General features: G+C 69.1%; 23 protein-coding genes. 8 read left to right on the forward strand and 15 right to left on the reverse strand.

What is annotated here, in order from left to right:
* Window positions 1–3: 3 nt before the first annotated feature.
* The 4 genes from H6927_04130 to H6927_04145 all read right to left on the reverse strand — a co-directional run bounded on the left by H6927_04130 (window position 4) and on the right by H6927_04145 (window position 2692).
* The gene (locus H6927_04130) at window positions 4–345 is read right to left on the reverse strand and encodes a phage holin family protein (protein ID MCP5217278.1); all 342 of its coding nucleotides are present in this window, start codon (window positions 343–345) and stop codon (window positions 4–6) included.
* Window positions 346–377: 32 nt separating this feature from the next.
* Window positions 378–1076, reverse strand: a complete 699-nt coding sequence (locus H6927_04135; protein MCP5217279.1) for a TerC family protein — start codon at window positions 1074–1076, stop codon at window positions 378–380.
* A gap of 356 nt (window positions 1077–1432) precedes the next feature.
* Complete coding sequence (locus H6927_04140; GenBank protein MCP5217280.1) at window positions 1433–2194, reverse strand: hypothetical protein; 762 nt, start codon at window positions 2192–2194, stop codon at window positions 1433–1435.
* Window positions 2195–2239: 45 nt separating this feature from the next.
* Window positions 2240–2692, reverse strand: a complete 453-nt coding sequence (locus H6927_04145) for a DUF3717 domain-containing protein (GenBank protein MCP5217281.1) — start codon at window positions 2690–2692, stop codon at window positions 2240–2242.
* Between the two features lie 45 nt (window positions 2693–2737).
* On the opposite strand from H6927_04145, the gene H6927_04150 reads away from it, so the two are divergent.
* From H6927_04150 to H6927_04170, 5 genes are all read left to right on the forward strand, one after another.
* Window positions 2738–3718, forward strand: coding sequence for a LysR family transcriptional regulator (locus H6927_04150; GenBank protein ID MCP5217282.1), 981 nt, complete (start codon window positions 2738–2740; stop codon window positions 3716–3718).
* Between the two features lie 187 nt (window positions 3719–3905).
* Window positions 3906–5435 (forward strand): AMP-binding protein, encoded by a 1530-nt coding sequence (locus H6927_04155; GenBank protein ID MCP5217283.1) that lies wholly within the window; start codon window positions 3906–3908, stop codon window positions 5433–5435.
* Between the two features lie 10 nt (window positions 5436–5445).
* Window positions 5446–6666 carry an acyl-CoA dehydrogenase family protein gene (locus tag H6927_04160; GenBank protein ID MCP5217284.1) on the forward strand — a complete coding sequence of 407 codons (1221 nt, stop codon included), beginning with the start codon at window positions 5446–5448 and terminating at the stop codon, window positions 6664–6666.
* A gap of 40 nt (window positions 6667–6706) precedes the next feature.
* A complete protein-coding gene (locus H6927_04165; protein MCP5217285.1) occupies window positions 6707–6886 on the forward strand; it encodes a hypothetical protein in 180 nt (59 codons plus the stop codon).
* Window positions 6887–7030: 144 nt separating this feature from the next.
* Window positions 7031–8017: a tripartite tricarboxylate transporter substrate binding protein gene (locus H6927_04170; GenBank protein MCP5217286.1), complete on the forward strand. Its 987-nt coding sequence runs from the start codon at window positions 7031–7033 to the stop codon at window positions 8015–8017.
* 66 nt (window positions 8018–8083) lie between these two features.
* On the opposite strand, the gene gap is transcribed toward H6927_04170, so the two are convergent.
* Window positions 8084–9085, reverse strand: coding sequence for a type I glyceraldehyde-3-phosphate dehydrogenase (gap, locus tag H6927_04175; GenBank protein MCP5217287.1), 1002 nt, complete (start codon window positions 9083–9085; stop codon window positions 8084–8086).
* Window positions 9086–9170: 85 nt separating this feature from the next.
* Window positions 9171–11204: a transketolase gene (gene tkt, locus H6927_04180; GenBank protein MCP5217288.1), complete on the reverse strand. Its 2034-nt coding sequence runs from the start codon at window positions 11202–11204 to the stop codon at window positions 9171–9173.
* Here tkt and H6927_04185 point away from each other — a divergent pair.
* The gene (locus H6927_04185) at window positions 11203–11841 is read left to right on the forward strand and encodes a PaaI family thioesterase (GenBank protein MCP5217289.1); all 639 of its coding nucleotides are present in this window, start codon (window positions 11203–11205) and stop codon (window positions 11839–11841) included. The genes tkt and H6927_04185 overlap by 2 nt on opposite strands.
* A 158-nt stretch (window positions 11842–11999) precedes the next feature.
* Here H6927_04185 and H6927_04190 read toward each other — a convergent pair whose 3' ends face one another.
* On the reverse strand, window positions 12000–12386 hold the full coding sequence (locus tag H6927_04190; protein MCP5217290.1) for a type II toxin-antitoxin system death-on-curing family toxin: 387 nt from the start codon (window positions 12384–12386) through the stop codon (window positions 12000–12002).
* Window positions 12383–12607, reverse strand: a complete 225-nt coding sequence (locus tag H6927_04195; protein MCP5217291.1) for an AbrB/MazE/SpoVT family DNA-binding domain-containing protein — start codon at window positions 12605–12607, stop codon at window positions 12383–12385. Before H6927_04195 ends, H6927_04190 begins: the two co-directional genes overlap by 4 nt.
* Window positions 12608–12696: 89 nt before the next feature.
* Here H6927_04195 and H6927_04200 point away from each other — a divergent pair, with 89 nt between their 5' ends.
* The gene (locus H6927_04200) at window positions 12697–13470 is read left to right on the forward strand and encodes a nucleotidyltransferase family protein (protein MCP5217292.1); all 774 of its coding nucleotides are present in this window, start codon (window positions 12697–12699) and stop codon (window positions 13468–13470) included.
* Window positions 13471–13624: 154 nt separating this feature from the next.
* The gene (locus H6927_04205; GenBank protein ID MCP5217293.1) at window positions 13625–13921 is read left to right on the forward strand and encodes a hypothetical protein; all 297 of its coding nucleotides are present in this window, start codon (window positions 13625–13627) and stop codon (window positions 13919–13921) included.
* Between the two features lie 103 nt (window positions 13922–14024).
* Here H6927_04205 and H6927_04210 read toward each other — a convergent pair whose 3' ends face one another.
* From H6927_04210 to H6927_04240, 7 genes are all read right to left on the reverse strand, one after another.
* Window positions 14025–14921 carry a phosphate/phosphite/phosphonate ABC transporter substrate-binding protein gene (locus H6927_04210; GenBank protein MCP5217294.1) on the reverse strand — a complete coding sequence of 299 codons (897 nt, stop codon included), beginning with the start codon at window positions 14919–14921 and terminating at the stop codon, window positions 14025–14027.
* A gap of 83 nt (window positions 14922–15004) precedes the next feature.
* Window positions 15005–16585 (reverse strand): NAD(P)/FAD-dependent oxidoreductase, encoded by a 1581-nt coding sequence (locus tag H6927_04215; GenBank protein MCP5217295.1) that lies wholly within the window; start codon window positions 16583–16585, stop codon window positions 15005–15007.
* Between the two features lie 19 nt (window positions 16586–16604).
* On the reverse strand, window positions 16605–17123 hold the full coding sequence (locus tag H6927_04220) for a flavin reductase family protein (GenBank protein MCP5217296.1): 519 nt from the start codon (window positions 17121–17123) through the stop codon (window positions 16605–16607).
* Window positions 17120–18406: an FAD-binding oxidoreductase gene (locus H6927_04225; GenBank protein ID MCP5217297.1), complete on the reverse strand. Its 1287-nt coding sequence runs from the start codon at window positions 18404–18406 to the stop codon at window positions 17120–17122. Before H6927_04225 ends, H6927_04220 begins: the two co-directional genes overlap by 4 nt.
* A 73-nt stretch (window positions 18407–18479) precedes the next feature.
* Window positions 18480–19262: an SDR family oxidoreductase gene (locus H6927_04230; GenBank protein ID MCP5217298.1), complete on the reverse strand. Its 783-nt coding sequence runs from the start codon at window positions 19260–19262 to the stop codon at window positions 18480–18482.
* A gap of 93 nt (window positions 19263–19355) precedes the next feature.
* Window positions 19356–20375: an AraC family transcriptional regulator gene (locus H6927_04235; GenBank protein ID MCP5217299.1), complete on the reverse strand. Its 1020-nt coding sequence runs from the start codon at window positions 20373–20375 to the stop codon at window positions 19356–19358.
* Between the two features lie 101 nt (window positions 20376–20476).
* Window positions 20477–21634, reverse strand: a complete 1158-nt coding sequence (locus H6927_04240; GenBank protein ID MCP5217300.1) for an ABC transporter substrate-binding protein — start codon at window positions 21632–21634, stop codon at window positions 20477–20479.

A 21634-nucleotide genomic window follows, 5' to 3' on the forward strand; every position in this document is an offset into this window, starting at 1 on the left:
TGATCAGCGGCCGCCCAGGGCCCGGTCGATCAGCATGCCCAGCGCCGAATACATCAGCGAGCCCAGCAGCGCCGCGCCGAAGCCGTTGACGTGAAAGCCCGACAGCAGCCCTGACGCGGCCCAGAACATCAGCGCGTTGATGACGAACAAAAACAGCCCCAGCGTAAGCAGCGTGACCGGAATGGTCAGCACCACCAGCACCGGCCGCAGCACGGCGTTGAGCAGGCCGATCACCAGCGCCGCCAGCAGCGCCGAGCCGAAGCTGGCCACCTGCACGCCGCCATAGAGGTAGGCGATCAGCAGCAGCGCGCAGGCCGACAGCAGCCATTTCAGGATCAGGATCATGCGCCCAGCTTAACGCAGTGGGCGCAGCCGGATCAAGCCGCGCCGTCCTCGCGCGGGCGACGCGTGGCCCAGCGCGCGGCGCCCAGCACGCCCACGATGGCCAGCGCCGCCACGGCCCAGCGCAGCGCCTGCTCGGGCGCTTCGCGGGTGCCGAACCAGTCGGCCAGCAGTGGCTCGCCGGTGATCATCGAGGCGGCAGTGTAGGCCAGCACGGCCGCGCCGAGCTGGATGATGATCGGGAAGCGCTCGACCAGCTTGAGCACCAGGGTGGAGCCGAACACCACGATCGGCACGCTGATGAGCAGGCCGATGACCACCAGATCCATCGCGCCGTGCGCCGCGCCGGCCACGCCCAGCACGTTGTCGATGCCCATCAGCGCGTCGGCGATGACGATGGTCTTCATCGCGCCCCAGAAGGTGCTGGCGGCCGGGCCGTGCTCCTCGCTCTCCGCGCCCGTGTCGGCCACCAGCTTGTAGGCGATCCACAGCAGGCCCAGGCCGCCGACCAGCATCAGGCCCGGAATCTTCAGCAGCCACACCACGACCAGCGTCATCAGCGTGCGCACGCCGATGGCGCCCACGGTGCCCCACACGATGGCCTTGGTTTGCACGGACTTGGGCAGGCTGCGCGCGGCCAGGGCGATGACGATGGCGTTGTCGCCGGCCAGCACCAGGTCGATCAGGACGATGGCCAGCAGGGCGGACCACCAGGGGGCGGACATGAATTCCATGGCAAGAAACTCCGGTTGCAAAAGGGGCGGGCAGCCCAACCGGAGCGTGGTGGCGCAAGGCAGACAGGTGGATGCTTGAAACCAGGCAAGACCGCCGCGCTTTCGACCGAACACGGCCCCGGCAGGGGGGTGTGGGTCGAAGGTCTTGCTCGGCCCAGGGGCGCACGCCGAGGTGCGTGCCATGGGCCCGCGAGCCCGGAAGACGCCGAGGCCCACAGGCCTCGGGCTTCGTATTGACGAGCCGGCGATGTCGCGGTTGAAAACCGCAAGCGGGGAGCTACTCCCCTTCAACAACCTCAATTAGAACATGGCGGCGTCATGCAGGCAAGGCGGCGGCTTGCATCCGACGCCTGGCCTCAACGGCCCTGCGAGCGCTTGCCGCGCAAATGCCAGCCGGCCGCGAGCGCCGACAGCGCGCCCAGTCCCAGCAGGGCCATGGGGTGGTTGGCGGGAACCGGCGCGGGTTGGCAGCTGGAGGGGCTGCCGTAGCCATACGTGCCTTTCACGTCGATGTCGAGGTCGAAGTCCTGCGCGGTCGAGGTGCCCACGGGCATGGTCATGACCAGCTGGAAAAGGCGGCCCGCGCCGGCCGGCAGATCACCCAGGTCGATGGTCCAGGTGCCATTGCCGTTGTCATGCACATCCGATGCCGCCACCGTGCCCCAGGTGAACAGCGTGCCCCAGGAAAAGCGGCTGGGTGGGTTGACGATCCAGCTGGTCAGGGCGCTGTCCGACACGAAGGCCATGGTGGTGCCCGCAGGCACTGTGGGCAGCGTGAGGGTGGCCACCGCGTTCTTCACGGCAAAGCTGGTCCCGATCGGAATGCGCCAGTTCAGCGTCGAGCCGCTCGACCAGTGCTGGACCTCCATGATCCCGGGTTGATTGTTGGTGGGGCGCACCGTAATCATGAATTCGTTCAACGAGTTGTCGGGCAGGCTGGAGTTGATGCGCGCACGCGCGCGCCAATGCATGGCGCAACCCTCGCTGAGGATGCCGTCGGCGGATACCTGTTGGCCCCAGGCCGGAGCGGCCAACCCGGTGACGCCCGATGCCGCCAAGCCCAAGGCGGTGCGGCGGCGAATGAAAACGGCTTGGGGCGCGGGGTCGTGCGACATCATGAAAACCTCCACCGATGGTTTCAATGCATTGATTTTGGAAGGGAATTATCCCATCGGATGCTTGTCTGCGGGACGGCCTTGAAATGAATGCCCATGCTGCTGCGCGCGTTCGACGTAACGGGTATAGCGCAGCGCCGTGCCCTCGCGCGTGATGCGCCGCCACACCGCGCGCTTGGCCCAGGGGCTCAGCGCCGGCCAGTCGCGCACCTCGTCCTCGGTGCGCCCGCAGCCCTTGCACACCGCGTCGCCCTGGGCGGTGGAGCACACGGCGATGCAGGGCGCGTCGGGCGTGCGGGCGTACCAGTCGAGCCAGGCCCGGCGCGCGGCAGCGGGCAGGTGCGCCGCGTCCTGCTCGTCGCGGTGCTCGATGACCATGCGCGCGTACACCTCGGCCAGCGCCGCCAGCTCGGGCGCCAGCGCGGCATCGACGCCCGCGGGCGCGTGCTCGCGCCAGTGGTTGATGGCCGCCTCGAGGTCGGCAATGTGCAGCATGTCCATGGCCCCGAGTATGGCGAACCGCCGCGCTGCACGTACCATCGCCCCATGGAGCTGCGAACCCTGCGCTACTTCTCGGCCGTGCTGGAGGCCGGCAGCCTCTCGCGCGCGGCGGGCTCCTTGTTCATCGCCCAGCCGGCGCTGACGGCGCAGATCAAGAAGCTGGAGGACGAACTGGGCGCGCAGCTGTTCGAGCGCTCGTACGCCGGCGTCACGCCCACGCCCGCCGGCCTGCAGTTGTACGAGGACGCGCGCCGCCTGCTGAGCGATGCCGACGCGCTGCGCGAGCGCATGCGGCGCCTGCCCACCGGACCGGAGGGCTCGGTCACGCTGGCGCTGCCGTTCCTGCTGGCCTCGCTGCTCACCGGGCCGCTGTTGATGCGCCTGAAGCACACGCACCCGCGCATTCGCGTGTTCGTGCTGGACGATCTCAGCCTGCAAGTGCGCCAGGCCATGCAGGTGCGCCGCGCCGACATCGGCGTGCTGGTGGATGCGCCCGCGGTGGACGGCCTGCGCTGCCGGCCGCTGGTGCGCGAGGCCATGTATTTTTGCGGCCACGACATGGATGGCGCCGTGGCGCCGCTGCTCAAGCTCTCCCGTGCGCGCGCCGGGACTGTGGCGCGCCCCACCATTGCCTTTGCCTCGGCCATCGGCCTGCCGCTGGTGCTGCAATCGCGCCGCTCGGCCATCCGCCGGCAGGTGGAGGAAACGGCGGCCGCGCTGGATGTGGTGCCCAACGTGGTGCACGAGCAAGACTCCACCCGCGTGTTGCGCTCGCTGTATCTGAGCGGCGCGGGCTTCACCTTCACGCCGGCCTGCTCGTTGCCCGATGCGCCCATGCGCAAGCCGGGTTGGGTGGCCGCGCGCGTGGTGCGCCCCGAGCTCGCGCGCACCTATTTCCTGGCCACGCCCGCCGACAAGCCGCCGGGCACGGTGGCGCAGGTGGTGCTCGAGGCGCTGGCGGGTGAGGCGCGGGCGTTGATCAGGCAAGGCACCTGGGATGCGCGCTGGCTGGGCGGCAACACCTGACGAGACTGGCCAGGCCATCATTGTTTTTGATGGCCTTGAATCAACAATCGGTATTTCCTGCTGAGCCGGGTTTTCTGGAACAGTGACGGCATGCGTCCCTGGGGCGCGCCAACACGACCAGGAGACCGCCATCAACCCCCCAGCCATTCCCCCGGCCAGCGGCGCGCGTCCGGTGGCCAACGTCGGCATGCTGGTGGCCAAGGCCGCCCGCGCCTACCGCCGGCGCATTGCCGTCAAGAGCCCCGCGCGCAGCGTCACCTACGCCGAACTGGAGCAGCGCTCCAACCGCCTGGCCCATGCCCTGCTCGGCCTGGGCCTCGAACGCGGCGAGCGCGTGGGCGTCTACCTGCCCAACTGCGTGGAAATCGTCGAGATCGAGCTGGCCTGCTACAAGGCCGGCCTGGTCAAGGCGCCGTTCAACGCGCGCCTGTCGTCCGCCGAGGTGGGCGCCGTTGCCGCCAACAGCGAGGCCGCGGTGATCGTCACCACTGCGGCGCGCGCCGAGGCCTTCCGCCCGCACATCGAGGGGCCGATGCCGCGCCTGCTGCTGCTCGACGGCACGGGCGAGCAAGGCTACGAAGACGCGCTGGCGCGTGCCAGCGATGCCTTCACGCCGGTGAGGGTGACGGCCGGCGAGCTGGCGGTGCTGCACTACACCTCGGGCTCCTCGGGCGTGCTCAAGGCAGCGATGCAGACCTTTGGCAACCGCCTGGCGCAGCTGCGCAAGTTCCTGCTGCGCTCGGACGCCACGGGCGAGGGCGGCATCCTGGGCCTGGTGGGTCCCATCACGCACGCCTCGGGCATGCAGATGGTGCCGGCGCTGTGCAGCGGCATGACGATCCGGCTGTTCGACCGCTTCGAGCCGCAGCGCTTTCTGGCCGACATGCGGGCCGATCGCGTGACGCACACCTTCATGGTGCCCACCATGATCAACATGCTGCTGGGCGAGCTGGAGGGCCAGTACCGCCCGCTGCCCGACCTGCGCCGCCTGGGCTATGGCGCCGCGCCCATGGCGCCGGCGCGCATCCTGAAAGCCATGGACGTGTTCGGCCCTGTGCTGGCGCAAGGCTATGGCGCGGGCGAGACGACCTCGGGCGTGTGCGCGCTGACCATCCAGGACCACCTCTATGCCCGCGCCGCATGCCCCGAGCGCCTGGCCTCGTGCGGGCAGCCGCTGCTGGAATGCGACGTGCAGATCCTGGACGACGACGGCCAGCCCGTGGTCACCGGCGAGATCGGCGAGATCGTGGTGGGCGGCGAGGACGTGTTTGCCGGCTACTGGCGCGCGCCCGAGCTGAGTGCCGAGGTGCTGAAAGACGGCCGCTACCACACGGGCGATCTGGCGCGCATGGACGAGGAGGGCTACGTCTACATCGTCGATCGCAAGAAGGACATGGTGATCAGCGGCGGCTTCAACGTCTATCCCTCCGAGGTGGAGGCGGTGCTGTATCAGCACGCTGCCGTGCAGGAGGCCTGCGTGTTTGCCATGCCGGACGACAAGTGGGGCGAGGCGGTGGCCGCCCAGGTGGTGCTGAAGGCCGGGCAAGGCGTGGATGCCGCCGTGCTCGACGCCTTCTGCGGCGAGCGCCTGGCCGGCTTCAAGCGCCCGCGCCACATCGAGTTCGTGCGCGAACTGCCCAAGAACCCCAACGGCAAGGTCATGCGCAAGGCGGTGCAGGCGCCGTACTGGGCTGGCCGCGATCGCAAGGTGAATTGACATGACCACGATGACGCAAGAATCGCAGGCCTTGGCGCCGGTTTTCAAGGGCCCGTTCGAGGGTTCTGAGCGCGCCGCCGACATCGCGCGCCGCGTGCAGGAGTTTTTGCATGGCGAGCTGGCCGAGCTGGCGCGCGCGCACGACATCGGGCAGGAAAAAAGCGCCCCGCGCGAGCTCTTGCAGCAGGTGTGGAAGCGCTCGCACGCAAGGGGCTTCTACGGCATGACGCTGCCCGAGAAGCTGGGCGGCCTGGGCCTGTCGGTGCTGGACCACGCACTCGTCAAGGAGGCGATCTACGCCACCGGCTCGCCCTTTGCCCCGCACGTGCTGGGCGAGCTGAGCGGCCCGCCGCGCGTGGGTGCGCTAGCGCGCTTTGCCACGCCGCATCAGCTGCAGCACTTCATTCTGCCGGTGGCGCGGGCCGACCAGGCGATCTGCTTTGCGCTGACCGAGGCCGGCGCGGGCTCGGACGCCGGCGCGCTCGAAACCCGGGCGGTGCAAGACGGCGACGACTGGGTGCTCACCGGCCGCAAGCGCTTCATCTCCGGCTCGCCCTTCGCCGACTGCGCGGTGCTGATGGCCTCGACCGCCGAGCAGCCCACGGCCGACCCCGGGTCGCGCGAGATTTCGGCCTTTTTCGTCGACCTGAACGCGCCCGGCGTGCGGCGCGAGTTCGGCTACAAGACCATGGCCGGCCAGACGACCACCGGCGACATCGTCCTGGAGGGTGCGCGCGTGCCCGCCGCCAACCTGATCGGCGAGCGCGGCCGCGGCCTGGCGCTGGCGCTGGGGCGCATCACCGTCAACCGCCTGCTGCACTGCCCGGCCATGGTGGGCCTGGCACAGGTGGCGCTGCGCGACGCGCGCGACTACGCCCTCACGCGCCGCCAGTTCGGCCGCGCCATCGGCCAGTTCCAGGCCATCCAGCACATGCTGGCCGACATGGCCACCGAGCTGGCGGCGGCGCGCGCGCTGATGATCCACACCGCCCGGCTGCTGGACGCCGGCGCCGACGGCCGCGCCGAGAGCTCGATGGCCAAGCTGTTCTGCTCCGAGACCGCCTTTCGCGTGGCCGACCGCGCGGTGCAGATCCACGGCGGCGAAGGCATCGTGCAGGGCCGGCGCGTGGAGTTTCTGTTCCGCGTGCTGCGCATGTACCGCGTGCTCACCGGCACCAGCGAGATCCAGCGCAACACCATCGCCAAGGAATTGCTGGGCGGCGGGCCGTGAGCCGCGCGCAGGCCCACCACCGGTGTCCAGGAGCCTATCCATGAACCCTTCCATGCTTGCACGGACCGTCGCCGCCTTGGCAGTCGTGGCGACGGGCGCCTGCGCCCAGGTGGTCGAACCATCGCCGGGCGCGGCACCCGTCAGCGAGCTGCGCGAAGCCAGTGGCCTGGTGGCGCTGGCGCGTGCCGTGGCGGTTCGTGTCGGCACCGCCGGGCCGTGAGGGGATTTTGGTTATTTTTGCCTCTGGCCGGCATGAACAAAGCCATATTAGCTATCAAATTTGAAGTTCTTGCCGCACCCGACCGTCTTCATGCTGGGCTGGCCGCAGCCGTGCCTTGATCCACGATTTCACCGGAGACTTCCCATGATCCAACTGACTCGCCGCCAACTCCTGCGCCGCTCGCTGGCCGCCGCCACCCTGCCGCTGGCTGCCCCCGCCGCCTGGGCGCAGGCACCCTATCCCAACCGGCCCATCAAGTGGCTGGTGCCCTACCTGGCCGCCACCGCGCCCGACACCAGCGCGCGCATCCTGGCCGAGGCGGTCGAGCCCATCCTGGGCCAGCCCATCGTGATCGAAAACCGCCCCGGCGCGGGCGGCAACATCGGCACGCGCCTGGTGGCCAAGGCGCCCGCCGATGGCTACACCTGGCTCTACGCGGCGGTGCCCATGGCGTCCAACATGCGCATCTTCAGGAACCCCGGCTACGACGCGCTCAAGGACTTTCGCCACGTGATCCGCGTGACCAAGTCGGAAGTGGCGCTGGTGGTGGCGGCCGACTCGGACATCAGGACGCTGGATGATCTGCTGGCGCGCCTGAAGGCCAGGCCGGGCAAGGTGGACTACGCCTCGGGCGGCATCGGCACGCCCTCGCACCTGGGCATGGAGCAATTGTTGGCCGCCACCGGCATGCAGGCGCTGAACGTGCCCTACAAGGGCGCGTCCGAGATCGTCAACGCCGTGCTGGGCAAGCAGGTGACGTTCGGCATGCCGATCTTCTCGGTGGCCTATCCCTTTGTGCAAGGTGGCAAGCTGCGTGCGCTGGCCGTCAGTGGCCACGCGCGCAACCCCGCCCTGTCCCAGGTGCCTACGCTGGCCGAGCTGGGTGTCAAGGGCATCGAGCTGACGTCCTGGGGCGGGGTGTCGGTGCCGGCCGGCACGCCCGACGCGGTGGTGCAGCGCATGGGCGATGCGTTCGTGCAGGCGCTGAAAAACCCGCAACTGGTCACCCGGCTGGAGCAGCAGGGCGGCCAGGTTCAGGTGATGGACACCGCCGGCTTCGTGGCCAGCATCGAGCAGGAAATGAAGACCACCGAGGCGATGATGAAGCGCGTGGGGCTGGAGCCGCTCTGAGCGCCGCCCGATTGAACGAAAAAAGCGCGCCCCGGGGCGCGCTTGTTCGTGCAGGGAGCCAGCGGTTTACTTGCCCGCCATCACCCGCACCATGTCCAGGCAGCGGTTGGAGTAGCCCCACTCGTTGTCGTACCAGCTCACCAGCTTGACGAAGGTGCTGTCCATGGCGATGCCGGCCTCGGCGTCGAAGATGGAGCTGCGCGGGTCGTGGCGGAAGTCGGTGGCCACCACCTTGTCCTCGGTGTAGCCCAGGATGCCCTTGAGCCTGCCTTCGCTTTGCGCCTTCATCTCGGCGCAGATCTCGGCGTAGCTGGCGGGCTTGTTCAGCTCCACCGTCAGGTCCACCACCGACACGTCGGAGGTCGGCACGCGGAAGGACATGCCCGTCAGCTTGCCGTTGAGCTGCGGCAGCACCTTGCCCACCGCCTTGGCGGCGCCGGTGCTGCTGGGGATGATGTTTTCCAGGATGCCGCGGCCGCCGCGCCAGTCCTTGTTGCTGGGGCCGTCCACGGTCTTCTGCGTGGCGGTGGCGGCGTGCACGGTGGTCATCAGGCCGCGCTTGATGCCCCACTTGTCGTCCAGCACCTTGGCCACCGGGGCCAGGCAGTTGGTGGTGCAGCTGGCGTTGCTGATGATGGCCTGGCCGGCGTAGGTCTCGTCGTTGACGCCGAACACGAACATGGGCGTGTCGTCCTTGCTGGGCGCGCTCATCATCACCTTCTTGGCGCCGGCGGCCAGGTGCTTCTCGGCGGCTTCCTGGGTCAGGAACAGGCCGGTGGATTCGATCACCACGTCGGCGCCCACCTCGCCCCACTTCAGGTTGGCGGGGTCCTTCTCGGCCGTCAGGCGGATCTTCTGGCCGTTGACCACCAGGGTGTTGCCTTCGACCTTGACCTCGCCGTCGAACCGGCCGTGCACGCTGTCGTACTTGAGCATGTAGGCCAGGTAGTCGGGCTCCAGCAGGTCGTTGATGGCGACGACCTGGATGTCCTTGTGGTGCGCCACCGCGGCGCGAAACACCATGCGCCCGATGCGCCCGAAGCCGTTGATGCCGATCTTAATGGTCATGACACGTTTCCTTTTTGCTAAGTAACTGATAGCTGCTTGCGCTTGTTTGACGCGGGCTGGAGGCCGATTGGGCTTGAAACCGCGCTCAGCGGCGCCCCAGCGCGGCGCGCACGGTGGCGGCCACGTTCTCGGGCGTGAAGCCGAAGTGCTCGAACAGCGCCGGCGCCGGCGCCGACTCGCCGAAGCGGTCGAGCCCCACCACCGCCGCGCAGCCGTACTTCCACCAGCCGTCGGTGGCACCCATCTCCACGGCGATGCGCGGCAGGCCGGCGGGCAGCACGGCCTTCTTGTACTTCAGGTCCTGCTGGTCGAAGGCGGTGGTGCTGGGCATGGAGACCACGCGCACCGCGATCTTTTGCGCCGCCAGCAGCGTTTGCGCCTGCAGCGCCAGGTGCACCTCGCTGCCGGTGGCGATGAGCACGGCCTGCGCTTTTTTCTTCAGGCCCACGTCGCCCGGCTCGCTCAGCACGTAGGCGCCGCGCGAGATGTCGCCCAGATCGCGCTTGGGCAGATAAGGCAGGTTCTGGCGGCTCAGCAGCAGCGCGGTGGGCTGGTGCCTGTCTTGCAGCGCCACGGCCCAGGCCACCACGGTTTCGGCGGTGTCGGCCGGGCGCCACACGGCCAGGCCCGGGATCAGGCGCAGGCTGGCGGCGTGCTCGATGCTCTGGTGCGTGGGGCCGTCCTCGCCCAGGCCGATGCTGTCGTGCGTGAACACGTGCACCACGCGCTGCTTCATCAGCGCCGCCATGCGGATGGCGTTGCGGCTGTAGTCGCTGAAGGTCAGGAAGGTGCCGCCGTAGGGGATGAAGCCGCCGTGCAGCGCCAGGCCGTTCATGATGGCGGCCATGCCGAACTCGCGCACGCCGTAGTTGATGTGGCGCCCGCCCTGGCCGGCGTCGTTCCTGACCACCGCGCCCTGCGCGTCGAAGCGCAGGTTCAGCGTGCTGGCGGTGTGCGTCAGGTTGGAGCCCGTCAGGTCGGCGCTGCCGCCCAGCAGCTCGGGCAGCGCGGCGGTGAAGGCCTCCAGCGCGATCTGGCTGGCCTTGCGGCTGGCCACGGTCTCGGCCTTCTTGTGTGCGTCCACGGCGGCGTCCACGGCCACCTGGGCAAAGTTCCTGGGCAGCTCGCCCGCCATGCGGCGCGCGAGCTCGGCCGCCAGCGCGGGGTGGGCGGCGGCGTAGTCGGCCAAGGCGGCGTCCCACGCCTGCTCGGCGGCGTCGCCGGCCAGCCTGGCGTCCCAGTCGGCGTACACGTCGGCCGGGATCTCGAACGGGCCGTATTCCCAGCCCAGCGCCGTGCGCGTCAGCGCGATCTCGTCGGCCCCCAGCGGTTCGCCGTGCGCCTTGGCCGTGTCCTGGCGGTTGGGGCTGCCCTTGCCGATGTGCGTCTTGCAGATGATCAGCGTGGGCTGGCCGCTGGCGCGCTTGGCCTGCGCGATGGCGCGGTCCACCGCCGCCACGTCGTGGCCGTCGATCGGGCCGATCACGTTCCACTGGTAGGCCTTGAAGCGCCCGGCCACGTCGTCGACGAACCAGGGCTGCACGCGCCCGTCGATGCTGATGCCGTTGTCGTCGTACAGCGCGATCAGCTTGTCCAGCTTCCAGGCGCCGGCCAGCGCGCAGGCCTCGTGGCTGATGCCCTCCATCAGGCAGCCGTCGCCCAGAAACACGTAGGTGTGGTGGTCCACGATGGCGTGGCCGGGCTGGTTGAACTCGCTGGCCAGCAGCTTCTCGGCCAGCGCCATACCCACCGCGTTGGCCAGGCCCTGGCCCAGCGGGCCGGTGGTGGTTTCCACGCCCGGGGCCACGTCCACCTCGGGGTGGCCGGGGGTCTTGCTGTGCAGCTGGCGGAAGTTCTTCAGCTCCTGCAGCGGCAGCGCGTAGCCCGTCAGGTGCAGCAGCGCGTACAGCAGCATCGAGCCGTGGCCGTTGGATAGCACGAAGCGGTCGCGGTTGGCCCAGTGCGGGTTGGCCGGGTTGTGGCGCAGGTGGCGCGCCCACAGCGCCACCGCCATGTCGGCCATGCCCATGGGCGCGCCGGGGTGGCCCGACTTGGCTTGTTGAACGGCGTCCATGGCCAGCGCGCGAATCGCGTTGGCCATGCGGTTGGGGTTTGCCATGTGGGCGGCTCCAGTGGGCGGGTGCGGCGGGGGTAAACCCCTGATTTTACCGGGCACGAATGGCCCTGCGAGCCAGCGATTCAAATGGGATTCCAACGGGGGGCGGATCGTCTTTTTGCTGTCGCCTGCGATCACCGCCGGGCCGCGTGTGCCGCTATGCTCGCCCGTTGCACTGCATCCGGAGCCCCTCGTGTCCCTGTCGCATCCCGCCATTCCGCCCGGCTTTCAGGCGCTGCCCGCCGGCGGCGAATTCATCGGCATCAACGGCCCGCTCTACCTGCTGCACCAGGGCGCCGACGTGCGCCTGGGCCTGCGCGTGGAGCCGCGCCACCTCAACCCCATGGGCGTGCTGCACGGCGGTATGACGGCCAGCTTCTGCGACATGCTGATCCCGCTGTCGGTGCACCGCAAGAGCCCCGAGCTGGGCCAGCGCTTTCTGCCCACCATCAGCCTGCAGGTCGACTACCTGGCGCCCGCGCCGCTGGGCTGCTGGCTGGAGGGCACGGCCGAGCTGCTGCGCGCCACGCGCACGCTGGTGTTCGCGCAGGGGCTGGTGACGGCCGACGGCGTGCCCTGCGCGCGCGCCAGCGGGGTGTTCAAGATCGGGCCGGAGATGCCGGCGGCGCTGCGGGCTTGAGGTCCTGGCGCACGGCGGTCAGGCAACGATTTCCTGCCGCGTCCTGAACGTCGTCGCCAGCGCGCTCAGCCTTTTGACCAGGCGCGCCTTGTCCATCGTGCGCAGCTGCTCAGTCAGCTCGGGTGGCGAAAAGGTGCGGCATGCCCACCGCCGGCCGTTCAGGAGCGCGGCGCGGCGTGCTGGCGCAGCCAGTCGGCCAGGGCGTCTTCGGGGAGTTCTCCGGCGGCGAGGGCGAGCATGGTGCGGGTGGTGTCGGCCTGGCTGGCGGTCAGGCGCCAGCCGTTCAGGTGCAGAAACAGGCCGATGCCGAGCAGCGCGGCGCGCTTGTTGCCGTCGATGAAGGGGTGGTTGCGCGCCACGCCCATGCCGTAGCTGGCGGCCAGCGCGGCCACATCCGGCTCGCCGTAGGCCAGCAGGTTTTGCGGGCGCGCCAGGGCCGAGTCGAGCAACCCCTCGTCGCGGATGCCGGGGCTGCCGCCGTGCTCGGCCAGGCTTTCGGCATGCAGCAGCAGCAGCGCTTGCTTGCTGGTCCAGCGCCAGCTCATTTGGCCAGCTGGTGGAAGGTATCGCGGTATTCGCGCATGAATTCGCGCCCGGCGGTCAGCTCCTCGTCCAGCGCCGGGTCGTAGGGCGTGAGGATGAAGCCGTCGGCGCACTCGGTGAGAAACACCGATTCGCCCTTTTGCAGCTTGAGCTTGGCCAGCGCATCCTTGGGCAGGATCACGCCCACCGAGTTGCCGATCTGCGTGAGCTTGAGGGTGTGCATGGCAGGCTCCAGACGTTATTACGGACGTAATAATAAACCGGTGTGGCACGGGCGTCCAGCGCGCGCCGCCGATCTTCTACAGTCACGTCATGACCCTGGACGCATGCCCCGCGCCGCGCGCGCTGATTTTGGCGGCCGGTCGCGGCGAGCGCATGCGCCCGCTGACCGACCACACGCCCAAGCCGCTGCTGCGCGTGCGCGGCCAGCCGCTGCTGCAGTGGTGGGTGGATGCGCTGGCGCGCGGCGGCGTGCGCGAGGTGCTCGTCAACACGGCCTGGCTGGGCGAGCAGATCGAGGATTATTTTGGCTTGCAGCCCGGACCAGGTGGGTGCGAGCAGCTATCAATAAATGATCGTCCCACCATCCGCTTCTCGTCCGAGGGCCGCGACTTCGGCCACGCCCTGGAGACGGCCGGCGGCATCGCCCGTGTGCTGCCATGGCTGGCACCTGCGGCAGGCGACGTGTTCTGGGTGCTGGCGGGCGACATCTTTGCACCCGGCTTCGTGTTCGACCCCGAGGTCGCCGCGCGCTTTGCCGCCAGCGGCCGCCTGGCGCAGCTGTGGCTGGTGCCCAACCCGCCGCACCACCCGGCGGGCGACTTCGGCATCGGCGCGGACGGGCTGGCGCTGAATGAGGCGCCAGCAGACGGCCCGCGCTGGACGTTCAGCACCGTGGGGCTGTACCGGCGCGCGCTGTTCGAGCCGCCCTGGTGCGACATTGCGCCCGGCAACCCGCAGGGTACGGCCGCCCCGCTGGCGCCGCTGCTGCGCCGCGCCATCGCCGCCGGGCAGGTCGGCGCCCGGCTCTACACCGGCGCCTGGACCGACGTGGGCACGCCGGAGCGCCTGGCGGCGCTGCAATAGCGGATCGCATTGTTTCCGGATAGGAAACAGTCAAATCACTTCAAATGGCTTTTTTAAACCAGTCGGTTGACGGAAACTACGTTCCATCGAAGGCAAGCAACGCAAACCTTCGACACCTCAACCGAGTGATTCAGATCCAGAAAGGAAAGCCATCATGACCAAGATCCATGCCTCCATCGCCGCCGTTTCCGCCGCCCTGCTGCTGTCGGGCAACGCCTTTGCCGCGCCCGCCGCCGGCGAAGCGCCTTTTGCCGATGCGCCGGTGCTGGCCAGCAGCGTGCAGCGCCAGGACGTGCGCGCCGATGCGGCCCGCAACATGCCGGCCGCCGGTGAGCAGAGCGGTGTGGCCGTGCAGGCCGCGTCCAGCGACGTGACCCGCGCCGAGGTGCGTGCCGCCACGCGTGATGCCATCGCCCACGGCCACCGCGTGGCCAGCGGCGAAGGCGCCTGAGCGCGCCGGGCAGGCCGACAGGCCTGACCTAGGCCCATGACGAATCGCCCCGGTCGAGCGTTGGCTCGGCCGGGGCGATTCGTCGTGGAGGGTCAAACCGTTTTCATTGCGCCGCCGGCTCCTTGGCCTCCAGCCATTGCAGCAGGGCCAGCAGGCGCGCCTGGGGGTCGGTGTCGAAGCCTTTCAGGTCGATGGCGGCCAGTTCCCTGGCGCCCTGCGGGGTCGCGGCCAGCGCCACCATGCCGGCGCGCAGGGCGCTGACCTGCTCGGGCGTGATGCGCGCCGCCGCGATCAGCGGCAAAAAGGGCTGGGGGCGGCTGGTGTGCAGCACGCGCAGGCCGTCCCGCTCGAGCCGCTTGGCCGCGCCGGAATACGAGGCGATGCCGCCGATCTGCGCCAGCTTGTTCTGCAGCGCGAACGGGATGGCCGCCTGCTCGCGCACGTAATAGGTCTGCTCGGGCCGCACGCGCAGGCCGCGGTCGCGCAGCTCGGCGGTGCAGAACGTCGTCATGTAGGCAATGGCCTCGGGCAGGATCAGGCGCTTGTGGCCGAGGTCCTTGACGTCGGCGATGCTCTGGTAGGGCGAGTCCTTGGGCACCACCAGCAGGCAGTGGCCGTCGGGGCGCGTGGTGGTGACGGCGCGATAGCCGTGGTCGCGCACGCCGCGCGCCGGGTAGTCGCTGGGGCGGGCCAGCACCAGGTCGAAGGCGCCGCTTTTCATGCCCTCCTCCAGCGCGCGGAAGTCGCGCACGTATTTGACGCGCACCGGCTGGCCCAGGGCCTGCTGCATCACCTCGGTCAACGGGCGGTACTTGGCCGCCATCTGCTCGTCGGTGACGGCGCTGCCGCCGCCCGAGGTGCCTTCGCTCACGGCAAACAGCAGGCCCGCAGGCACAGCGGCGGCGGCGGCGGCGGGGCCGGCCTGGGCGGCGGCCGGACCCAGGCCCAGGGTGGCAAGCGCCAGCACGGCGCCGGCCAGGAGAAAGCGAGAGGGTGTCATGTAATAAAAATTTCGTGCAGGTGTCAAATTATGACTTTTTGCACGAAATTGGGGCCGAGTGTCTCTTTGGCCCCTGCTGGCCCCTACTTTCTGGCCAGCGCGTTGGCCACGTGAAAGCCCGATGCGCCGCTGAGGCCCGGTCCCGGGTGGGTGGACGCGCCGATGTGCCACAGCTGCTTGATGGGCGTGGCGTGGTCCTTGGTGCCGCGCAGCGGGCGCCAGAACATGTACTGGTCCACGCTGCATTCGCCCGCATACGGATCGCCCCCCACCAGGTTCATGTTCAGGCGCTCCAGGTCGGCCGGCGAGATCACCGCGCGGCCCACGATGCTGCCCTTGAGGTTGGGGATGAAGCGCGCCAGCCGCTCCACGATGCGGTCGGCGTAGCGCTCGCGCAGCTCGTCCGTCCAGCGGCCGTCGGCGGGCGTGGCGATCTGGCCCAGCGCGTCGCCGCGCACCACGCGCGGGCATTCAGGCAGCTGAATCCACAGCACCGCCTGGCCGGCGGGCGCGCGGGACGGGTCGAGCGCGGTAGGGTGGCACACGCAGATGGTGCCCTCGGCGGGCAGCAGGCCGCGCTCGGCCTCGTTGACGGCGCGCGAGACGCCGTCCAGCCCGCTGGTCAGGTGCAGATAGGTCACCTGGGCCAGCGCCGGATCGGCCCATTGCGGCGGGGCCGACAGGGCCAGGTGGATCTGCATATTGCCCTTGCCGTAGCGGTATTCGGCCGCCTGCTGACGAATGGGCGCGGGCGTGGCATCGGGCGGAATCAGCCGGCCATACAGCTGGGTGGGCGTGACGTTGCACACCACGTTCTTGCCCAGCCACTGGCGCCCGTCGCTGGCGCGCACGCCCTGGGCCTTGCCGCCCTGGATCAGGATTTCGGCCACGTCCACGCCGGTGTGCAGCTCGCCGCCGGCCTGCTCGATGATGGCCTTGAAGGCATCGACCGTGCGCGCATTGCCGCCCTGCACCAGGGGCAGGCCCACGGCCTCCAGCGTGAAGGCGATGACTTGCGCCATCAGCGCCGACATGGGCGATTCGGGCCCCAGGCCGGTGTGCAGCACCCAGGGCGCCAGCACCGCGCGCACCAGGTCGGACTGAAAACGCGTGCTCAGCCAGGCGCGCGCGCTTTGCATGGCGGGGCCGAAAAAGCCCACCGTCTCGTGGGCGCCCTGCTTCCACACGCGGCCCAGCATCATCTTGCCGATCTGCGAGCTCCACAGCTCGTTGCCCAGCAGCGCAAAGATCAGCTCGGCGTTCTGCTCGACAAAGCCCACGCCGGCGCGGTAGGCGTCGCCGTCGCCGGCCGCAAGCTGGTTCATGGCGCGCACGTTCTCGTCGCGCGAGGTGCGCAGGATGAACGAGCGTCCGTCGGGCAGCAGCACGCCGGTGGGCGTGGCGTTGTTGACGTAGGCCAGGCCGGCGCCGTGCAGTGCATCCTTCAGCTCGGCGTAGCCGGGCGAGGTGACGAACAGCGGGTGCGCGGTAGACATCGTGTCGTGCAGAAAGCCGGGCGCCGTCAGCGCATCGGTGCGGATGCAGCCGCCCAGCACCGCCTCGCGCTCGAGCACGCAAACCTTCTTGCCGCGCCGCGCCATGACGGCGGCGCACACCAGCGAGTTGATGCCGCTGCCCACGATGATGGCGTCGAATTTGCTCATGGTGTCGTCAGGTATGTTGTCAGGTATCCAGGGTGAGTTTCACGCGTTTTTGATCCGCGGCATGCTCGTATTCTGGAACGGCATAGCGTCCCCGATAGAAAAGCAGCGGGGCGGTGCTGCGCGTCGTCAGGTGCTCGACCCGGCCGATCAGGATGATGTGGTCCCCGCCCTCGTAGCGATACTCCACGGCGCACTGGAAGACCGCCATGCAGCCGGGCAGCAGGGGCACGCCGCCCAGGCCTTGACCGATGTCGAGGCCCGCGAACTTGTCCTCGCCCGCCTTGGCAAAGCGGTCGGACACCGCCTGCTGGTCGTGCGCCAGCACGTGGATGCAGAAATGGCGGGTGCTCTGGAACGCAGGCAAGCTCCAGGATTTCTTGGCCAGGCTCCAGAGCACGAGGGGCGGATCGAGGGAGAGTGCCGCAAAGCTGTTGACCGTGACACCAATGGGCTCGCTCCCGGGGCCCACCGTGGTGACCACGGTGACCCCGGTGGCGAAATGCCCGAGTGCGTTGCGCAGCTCGCGCGCGTCGATCACGCCGCGGCTCCCTTCTGCGCCGCTGCTTCGATGGCGCGCTGGTTGGCGGCGGGGTCGAACCAGTATTCGGCGTAGTCGGTCGGGTCGTTGAAGCCGTTGGCCAGGCGCGAGGCCAGGGCTGGGATGCCCTGGGCGGCGCCCATCATGTTGACAATGTATTCGGGCGGCGGGAACAGCAGGCTGTTGGTCCAGCGCACCACCTTCTCGGCGTAGCCGTTGTACAGGTCGTCGAAGGTGCGGTTCATCCAGGCTTCGTCGAACGGCTGGCTGCCGCGCGCCATGATGGCCTCGAAGTAGTGCTTGGCGCCCCAGGTGGCGTTGTTGGAGCCCTGGCCGGTGACCGGGTCGTTGACGATCACCGCGTCGCCCAGGCCCATCACCTTGCGGCCGGAGGGCAGGGTGAGCACCGGGTTGCGCACGGTGGGCGTGATGCGCCCGGCCAGGATGCCGTTGTCGTCGGTGAGCTGGCAGTCCTTGCTGCGCTCGTACTCCCAGGGCAGGAACTGCTTGAGGATGTCCAGGCTCATCTGCAGGTGGTCGGCCGCGTCCTTGCACTCGTGCCAGCGGTCCATGGGGCCGCCGTTGACGCCCTCCAGCACCATGATGTCGCACACCTTGGTCTTGCCCGAGCCGTAGGGCCCGTCCACCGTGAGCGAGGGGAAGCAGAAATACTCGCCCACGCCGGGGATCAGGTTGAAGTTGACGCACTCGATGTAGTCGTGGCGCTTCATGCCCGTCACGTAGGTCAGCGCCAGCTTGCGCATGGACTCCTTCATCGGCGAGCGCTCGGCGTTGGTGGACAGCAGCTTGACCACCTCGCCCTTGCCGCCGGCCAGCAGCACCAGGTCGTGCGTGCCGGCCAGATCTTCCATCTCGGCAACGCCCACGTCCACGATGTGCAGCTTGCCGCCGCGGCGCACGAACTCGTCCATCCAGCCGGGGTACTTCAGGCGCTGGTCCACGGCCTGGCCGGGCTTGTGCAGCGCGGCATGCCAGTGGATCGCCTTGGTGCCCGAGCCGTCGGGGTTGGGAATGACGAAGGAGATGCCGTCGGTGTTGGGGCACTGCGCTTCCCACTGGTTCATCTTCCAGTCGCGCTCGACCTGCAGCTTGGGGTCGAAGATGAACTGCGAGGACATGACCTTGCCGTTCCAGAAGCTGGCGCCGTCGCGGTTGGTGTAGATGCTGACCTGGTGGCCCTGGTCGAGCAGGCCGACGCCCAGCAGCAGGCCGGCCTGGCCGCCGCCGATGATGGCAATGGTGCGGGGGGTTTGGGTGGTCATGGGTTTGTCTCCGTTGGGGTGTTCTGGGGTTGCTTGCTCCCTCCCCCGCTGGGGGAGGGTTGGGGTGGGGGCATCAGCCCGTCAGGCGGCCAATGGCGGCGGTGCGGGCCTCGGGGCCGAGGGCCTGGTAACCGCCGTCACAGGCGTAGGTGGTGCCGGTGACGAAGCTGGCCTTGTCCGACAGCAGAAAAGCCACCACGTTGGCGACCTCGCTGGGCAGGCCCAGGCGGCCCAGGATGTGGTAGTCGGCGGCCACGGCGTCGGCCTTGGCCTTGTCACCGCCGGCCATGCCCTCGATGACCGAAGACCAGGTCCAGCCCGGCGAGACGGCGTTGACGCGGATTTTTTGCGCCGCCAGGTCCAGCGCCGCATTGCGCGTGAACTGCACCATGGCGGCCTTGCTGATGGGGTACAGCCAGCGCCCGGTCTGCGCGGCAAAGGCCGAGATGGAGGCGAAGTTGACCACCGCGCCGCCGCCGCGCTTTTGCATGTGGGGCGCGCAGGCCTGCAGCATCATGGCGGCGCCGACCACGTTGACGTTCCAGCTCTGGTTCCATTCGGCGCGGGTGGAGGCCACGCCGTTGTCCACGTAGCTGGCAGCGCAGTTGACCAGGTAATCGATGCCACCGAAAGTCCGAGCGGTCTCGGCCACGCAGGCGGCAATCGAGGCGTCGTCGGATACGTCGGTGTTGATGAAGCGGCTGCCCGCGTGGCGCTGGGCCACCTGCGGGCCCTTGGCGGCGTCGATGTCGGCGATGACCACCTTGCAGCCTTCGGCCACCAGGGCCGCCACCACGCCTTCGCCGATCAGGGTGGCGCCACCGGTGACGATGGCGACCTTGTCTTGCATGCTCATATGTCTCCTTGTCTCGGCTTCGCAGGGGGCGATGCCGGTCGGGAGAGTGTGCGCAATGCTTCAGGCGTGAATTATCCGGAATGCGCGGCCATGCTATCCGCCGTGCGCAGTATTGGATTGCAGGGTGACCGAGGGCGTTTCGCCGAAGCGCGCCTTGTAGTAGGCCGAAAAGCGCCCCAGGTGGAAAAAGCCGTGGCGGTGGGCGACGTCGTGCAGGGCCACCGGCTGGCCGCCGCTGGCCGCCGCGCGCAACTGTGCGTGCACGCGATCCAGGCGCACGTCGCGCAGCAGCGCATGGGGCGTGGTGCCCAGGTGGCGCTGAAAACCCTCTTGCAAGGCGCGCTCGCTCACGCAGGCGGCGCGGGCGATGTCCACCAGGGTGATGGCCTGATCGGCCTGCGCCTCGATGAATTCCTGTGCCCGCCGCACGTGGCGCGGCAGGGCCGGCGCCGGGGCGGCGCCACGCTGCTGCGCGTTTTGGCTGTGGGGCTGCAGCCCGATCAGGCCACGCAGCAGCACGTCCTGCAGCGCGGCGGTGGCCGCCGGGTGGCGCAGCCAGGCAGCGCCGTTGGCGTCGATGTTGCGGGCCAGGTCCAGCACCATCTGGCACCAGGGGGCGGCCGGGCCGCTGCGTTGCGGCAGGGCCAACTGATAGTCCAGGGAAGTATGAGGCTGCTCGGGGTCGTCGGCGGCGCGCTGCTCCATCAGCGCGCGCGGAATGTGCAGCAGGATTTGCGCGCAGTCGGCCTGCCAGCGCATGGCCACGCCCTGGTGGGGCGAGAGGATGACGGCGGTAGCGGCATCGGAGTGCACCTGCTGGCGGCCGTAGCGGATGTCGGCGCGGCCTGACAGCGGGATCTGCACCAGGTAGAAGTCGTTCAGGAGGCCGGGCGTGATGTCGACGTCGGCCCCGTAGCACAGGTAGTTGAGCGACAGCGCGCCCACGCCCACGCGGTGCATGCGGCAGTCCAGCCGCTGCCCCGCGTCCACCTGCCGCAGGTCATGGGTGCAGAACACCCGCGCCACCTGGGCGCGGGCGTGCTCGATGTCGCGGCTGGCAAAGACCGGGTGGTCCTGCAGCAAGGGGGAGCCCGTGCGCGGCGGGGAGAGCATGGCGAACCTGGTCGTCGATGGCCCGAAAAGAGCGCACTTTGCCGCCGTGCCGCGGGTTTGACAAGGGGCAGTTTCCCGCAGCGCCCCTTGCCCGAGGCGGTTTATTTGTTCAACAGAACGAAGCGCCCGTCGCGCACGGTGATCAGCTCACGCCCGCGCGCATCGAAGCCGCTGTGGTCCTGCGGCGTCATGTTGTACACGCCCTGGGTGCCCACCAGCTCCTTGGTTTTTTCCAGCGCATCGCGCAGCGCGGCGCGAAACTCCTTGGTGCCGGGCTTGCCTGCCTTGGCGGCCTGGGGGATGGCGTTGGCCAGCAGCAGGCCGGCGTCGTACACGTTGGCGCCAAAGGTGGCGGGCGGCTCGCCGTAGAGTTTTTCGTAGTCGGCCATGTACTTGGCGGCCACCTTCTTGACGGGGTTGCTGTCGGCGATCTCGGGCATCACCAGCATCATGCTGGCGGCCATGATGGTGCCTTCCACCTTCTTGCCACCCAGCTTGATGAAGGCCGGCAGCGCCGCGCCGTGGGTCTGGTAGATCTTGCCCTTGTAACCCTTGTCCATCAGGGAGGCCTGGGGCAGCACGGCCGAGCCACCGGTGGCGCTCACCAGGATCGCGTCGGGGTTGGCGCCGATCAGCTTGAGCGTCTGGCCGACCACCGAGCTGTCGCTGCGCGCAAACCGCTCGTTGGCCACGATCTTGATGCCGTGCTTTTCGGCCAGGCCGCTGGCCACGCGGTACCAGTTTTCGCCAAAGGGGTCGGCCAGGCCGATGAAGCCCAGGGTCTTGACCCCCGTCTTGGCCATCTGGTCGAACAAGGCTGTGGCGATGATCTCGTCGTTCTGCGTGGTCTTGAACACCCACTTCTTCTTGTCGTCCATGGGCTGAACCACGGCCGCGGTGCCCACCGGCGCCAGCATGGGCACGCCAGCCTCGGCCATGAACTGGATCACGCCCATGGCGTTGGGCGAGCCGGAGGGGCCGATCAGCGCGTCGATGTTCTGCTCGGCGAGCAGCTTGCGCACGTTGGTCACGGTCTGCGTCGGGTCGCTGGCGTCGTCCAGGCCGATGTATTCCACCGTCAGATCGCCGATCTTCTTGGGCAGCAGGGCGATGCTGTTCTTCTGCGGAATGCCGATCAGCGAGGTGGGGCCAGTGGCCGAATAGACCACGCCGACCTTGACCTGGGCGGTGGCGGCGGCGCAGCCCAAGCCCAGCAGGATGGGCAAGGCGGCGCGCTTGAGAAGTTGGGGCAGTCGCAT

The sequence above is a fragment of the Burkholderiaceae bacterium genome (assembly GCA_024235995.1).
Classification (GTDB): Bacteria; Pseudomonadota; Gammaproteobacteria; order Burkholderiales; family Burkholderiaceae_C; genus Ottowia.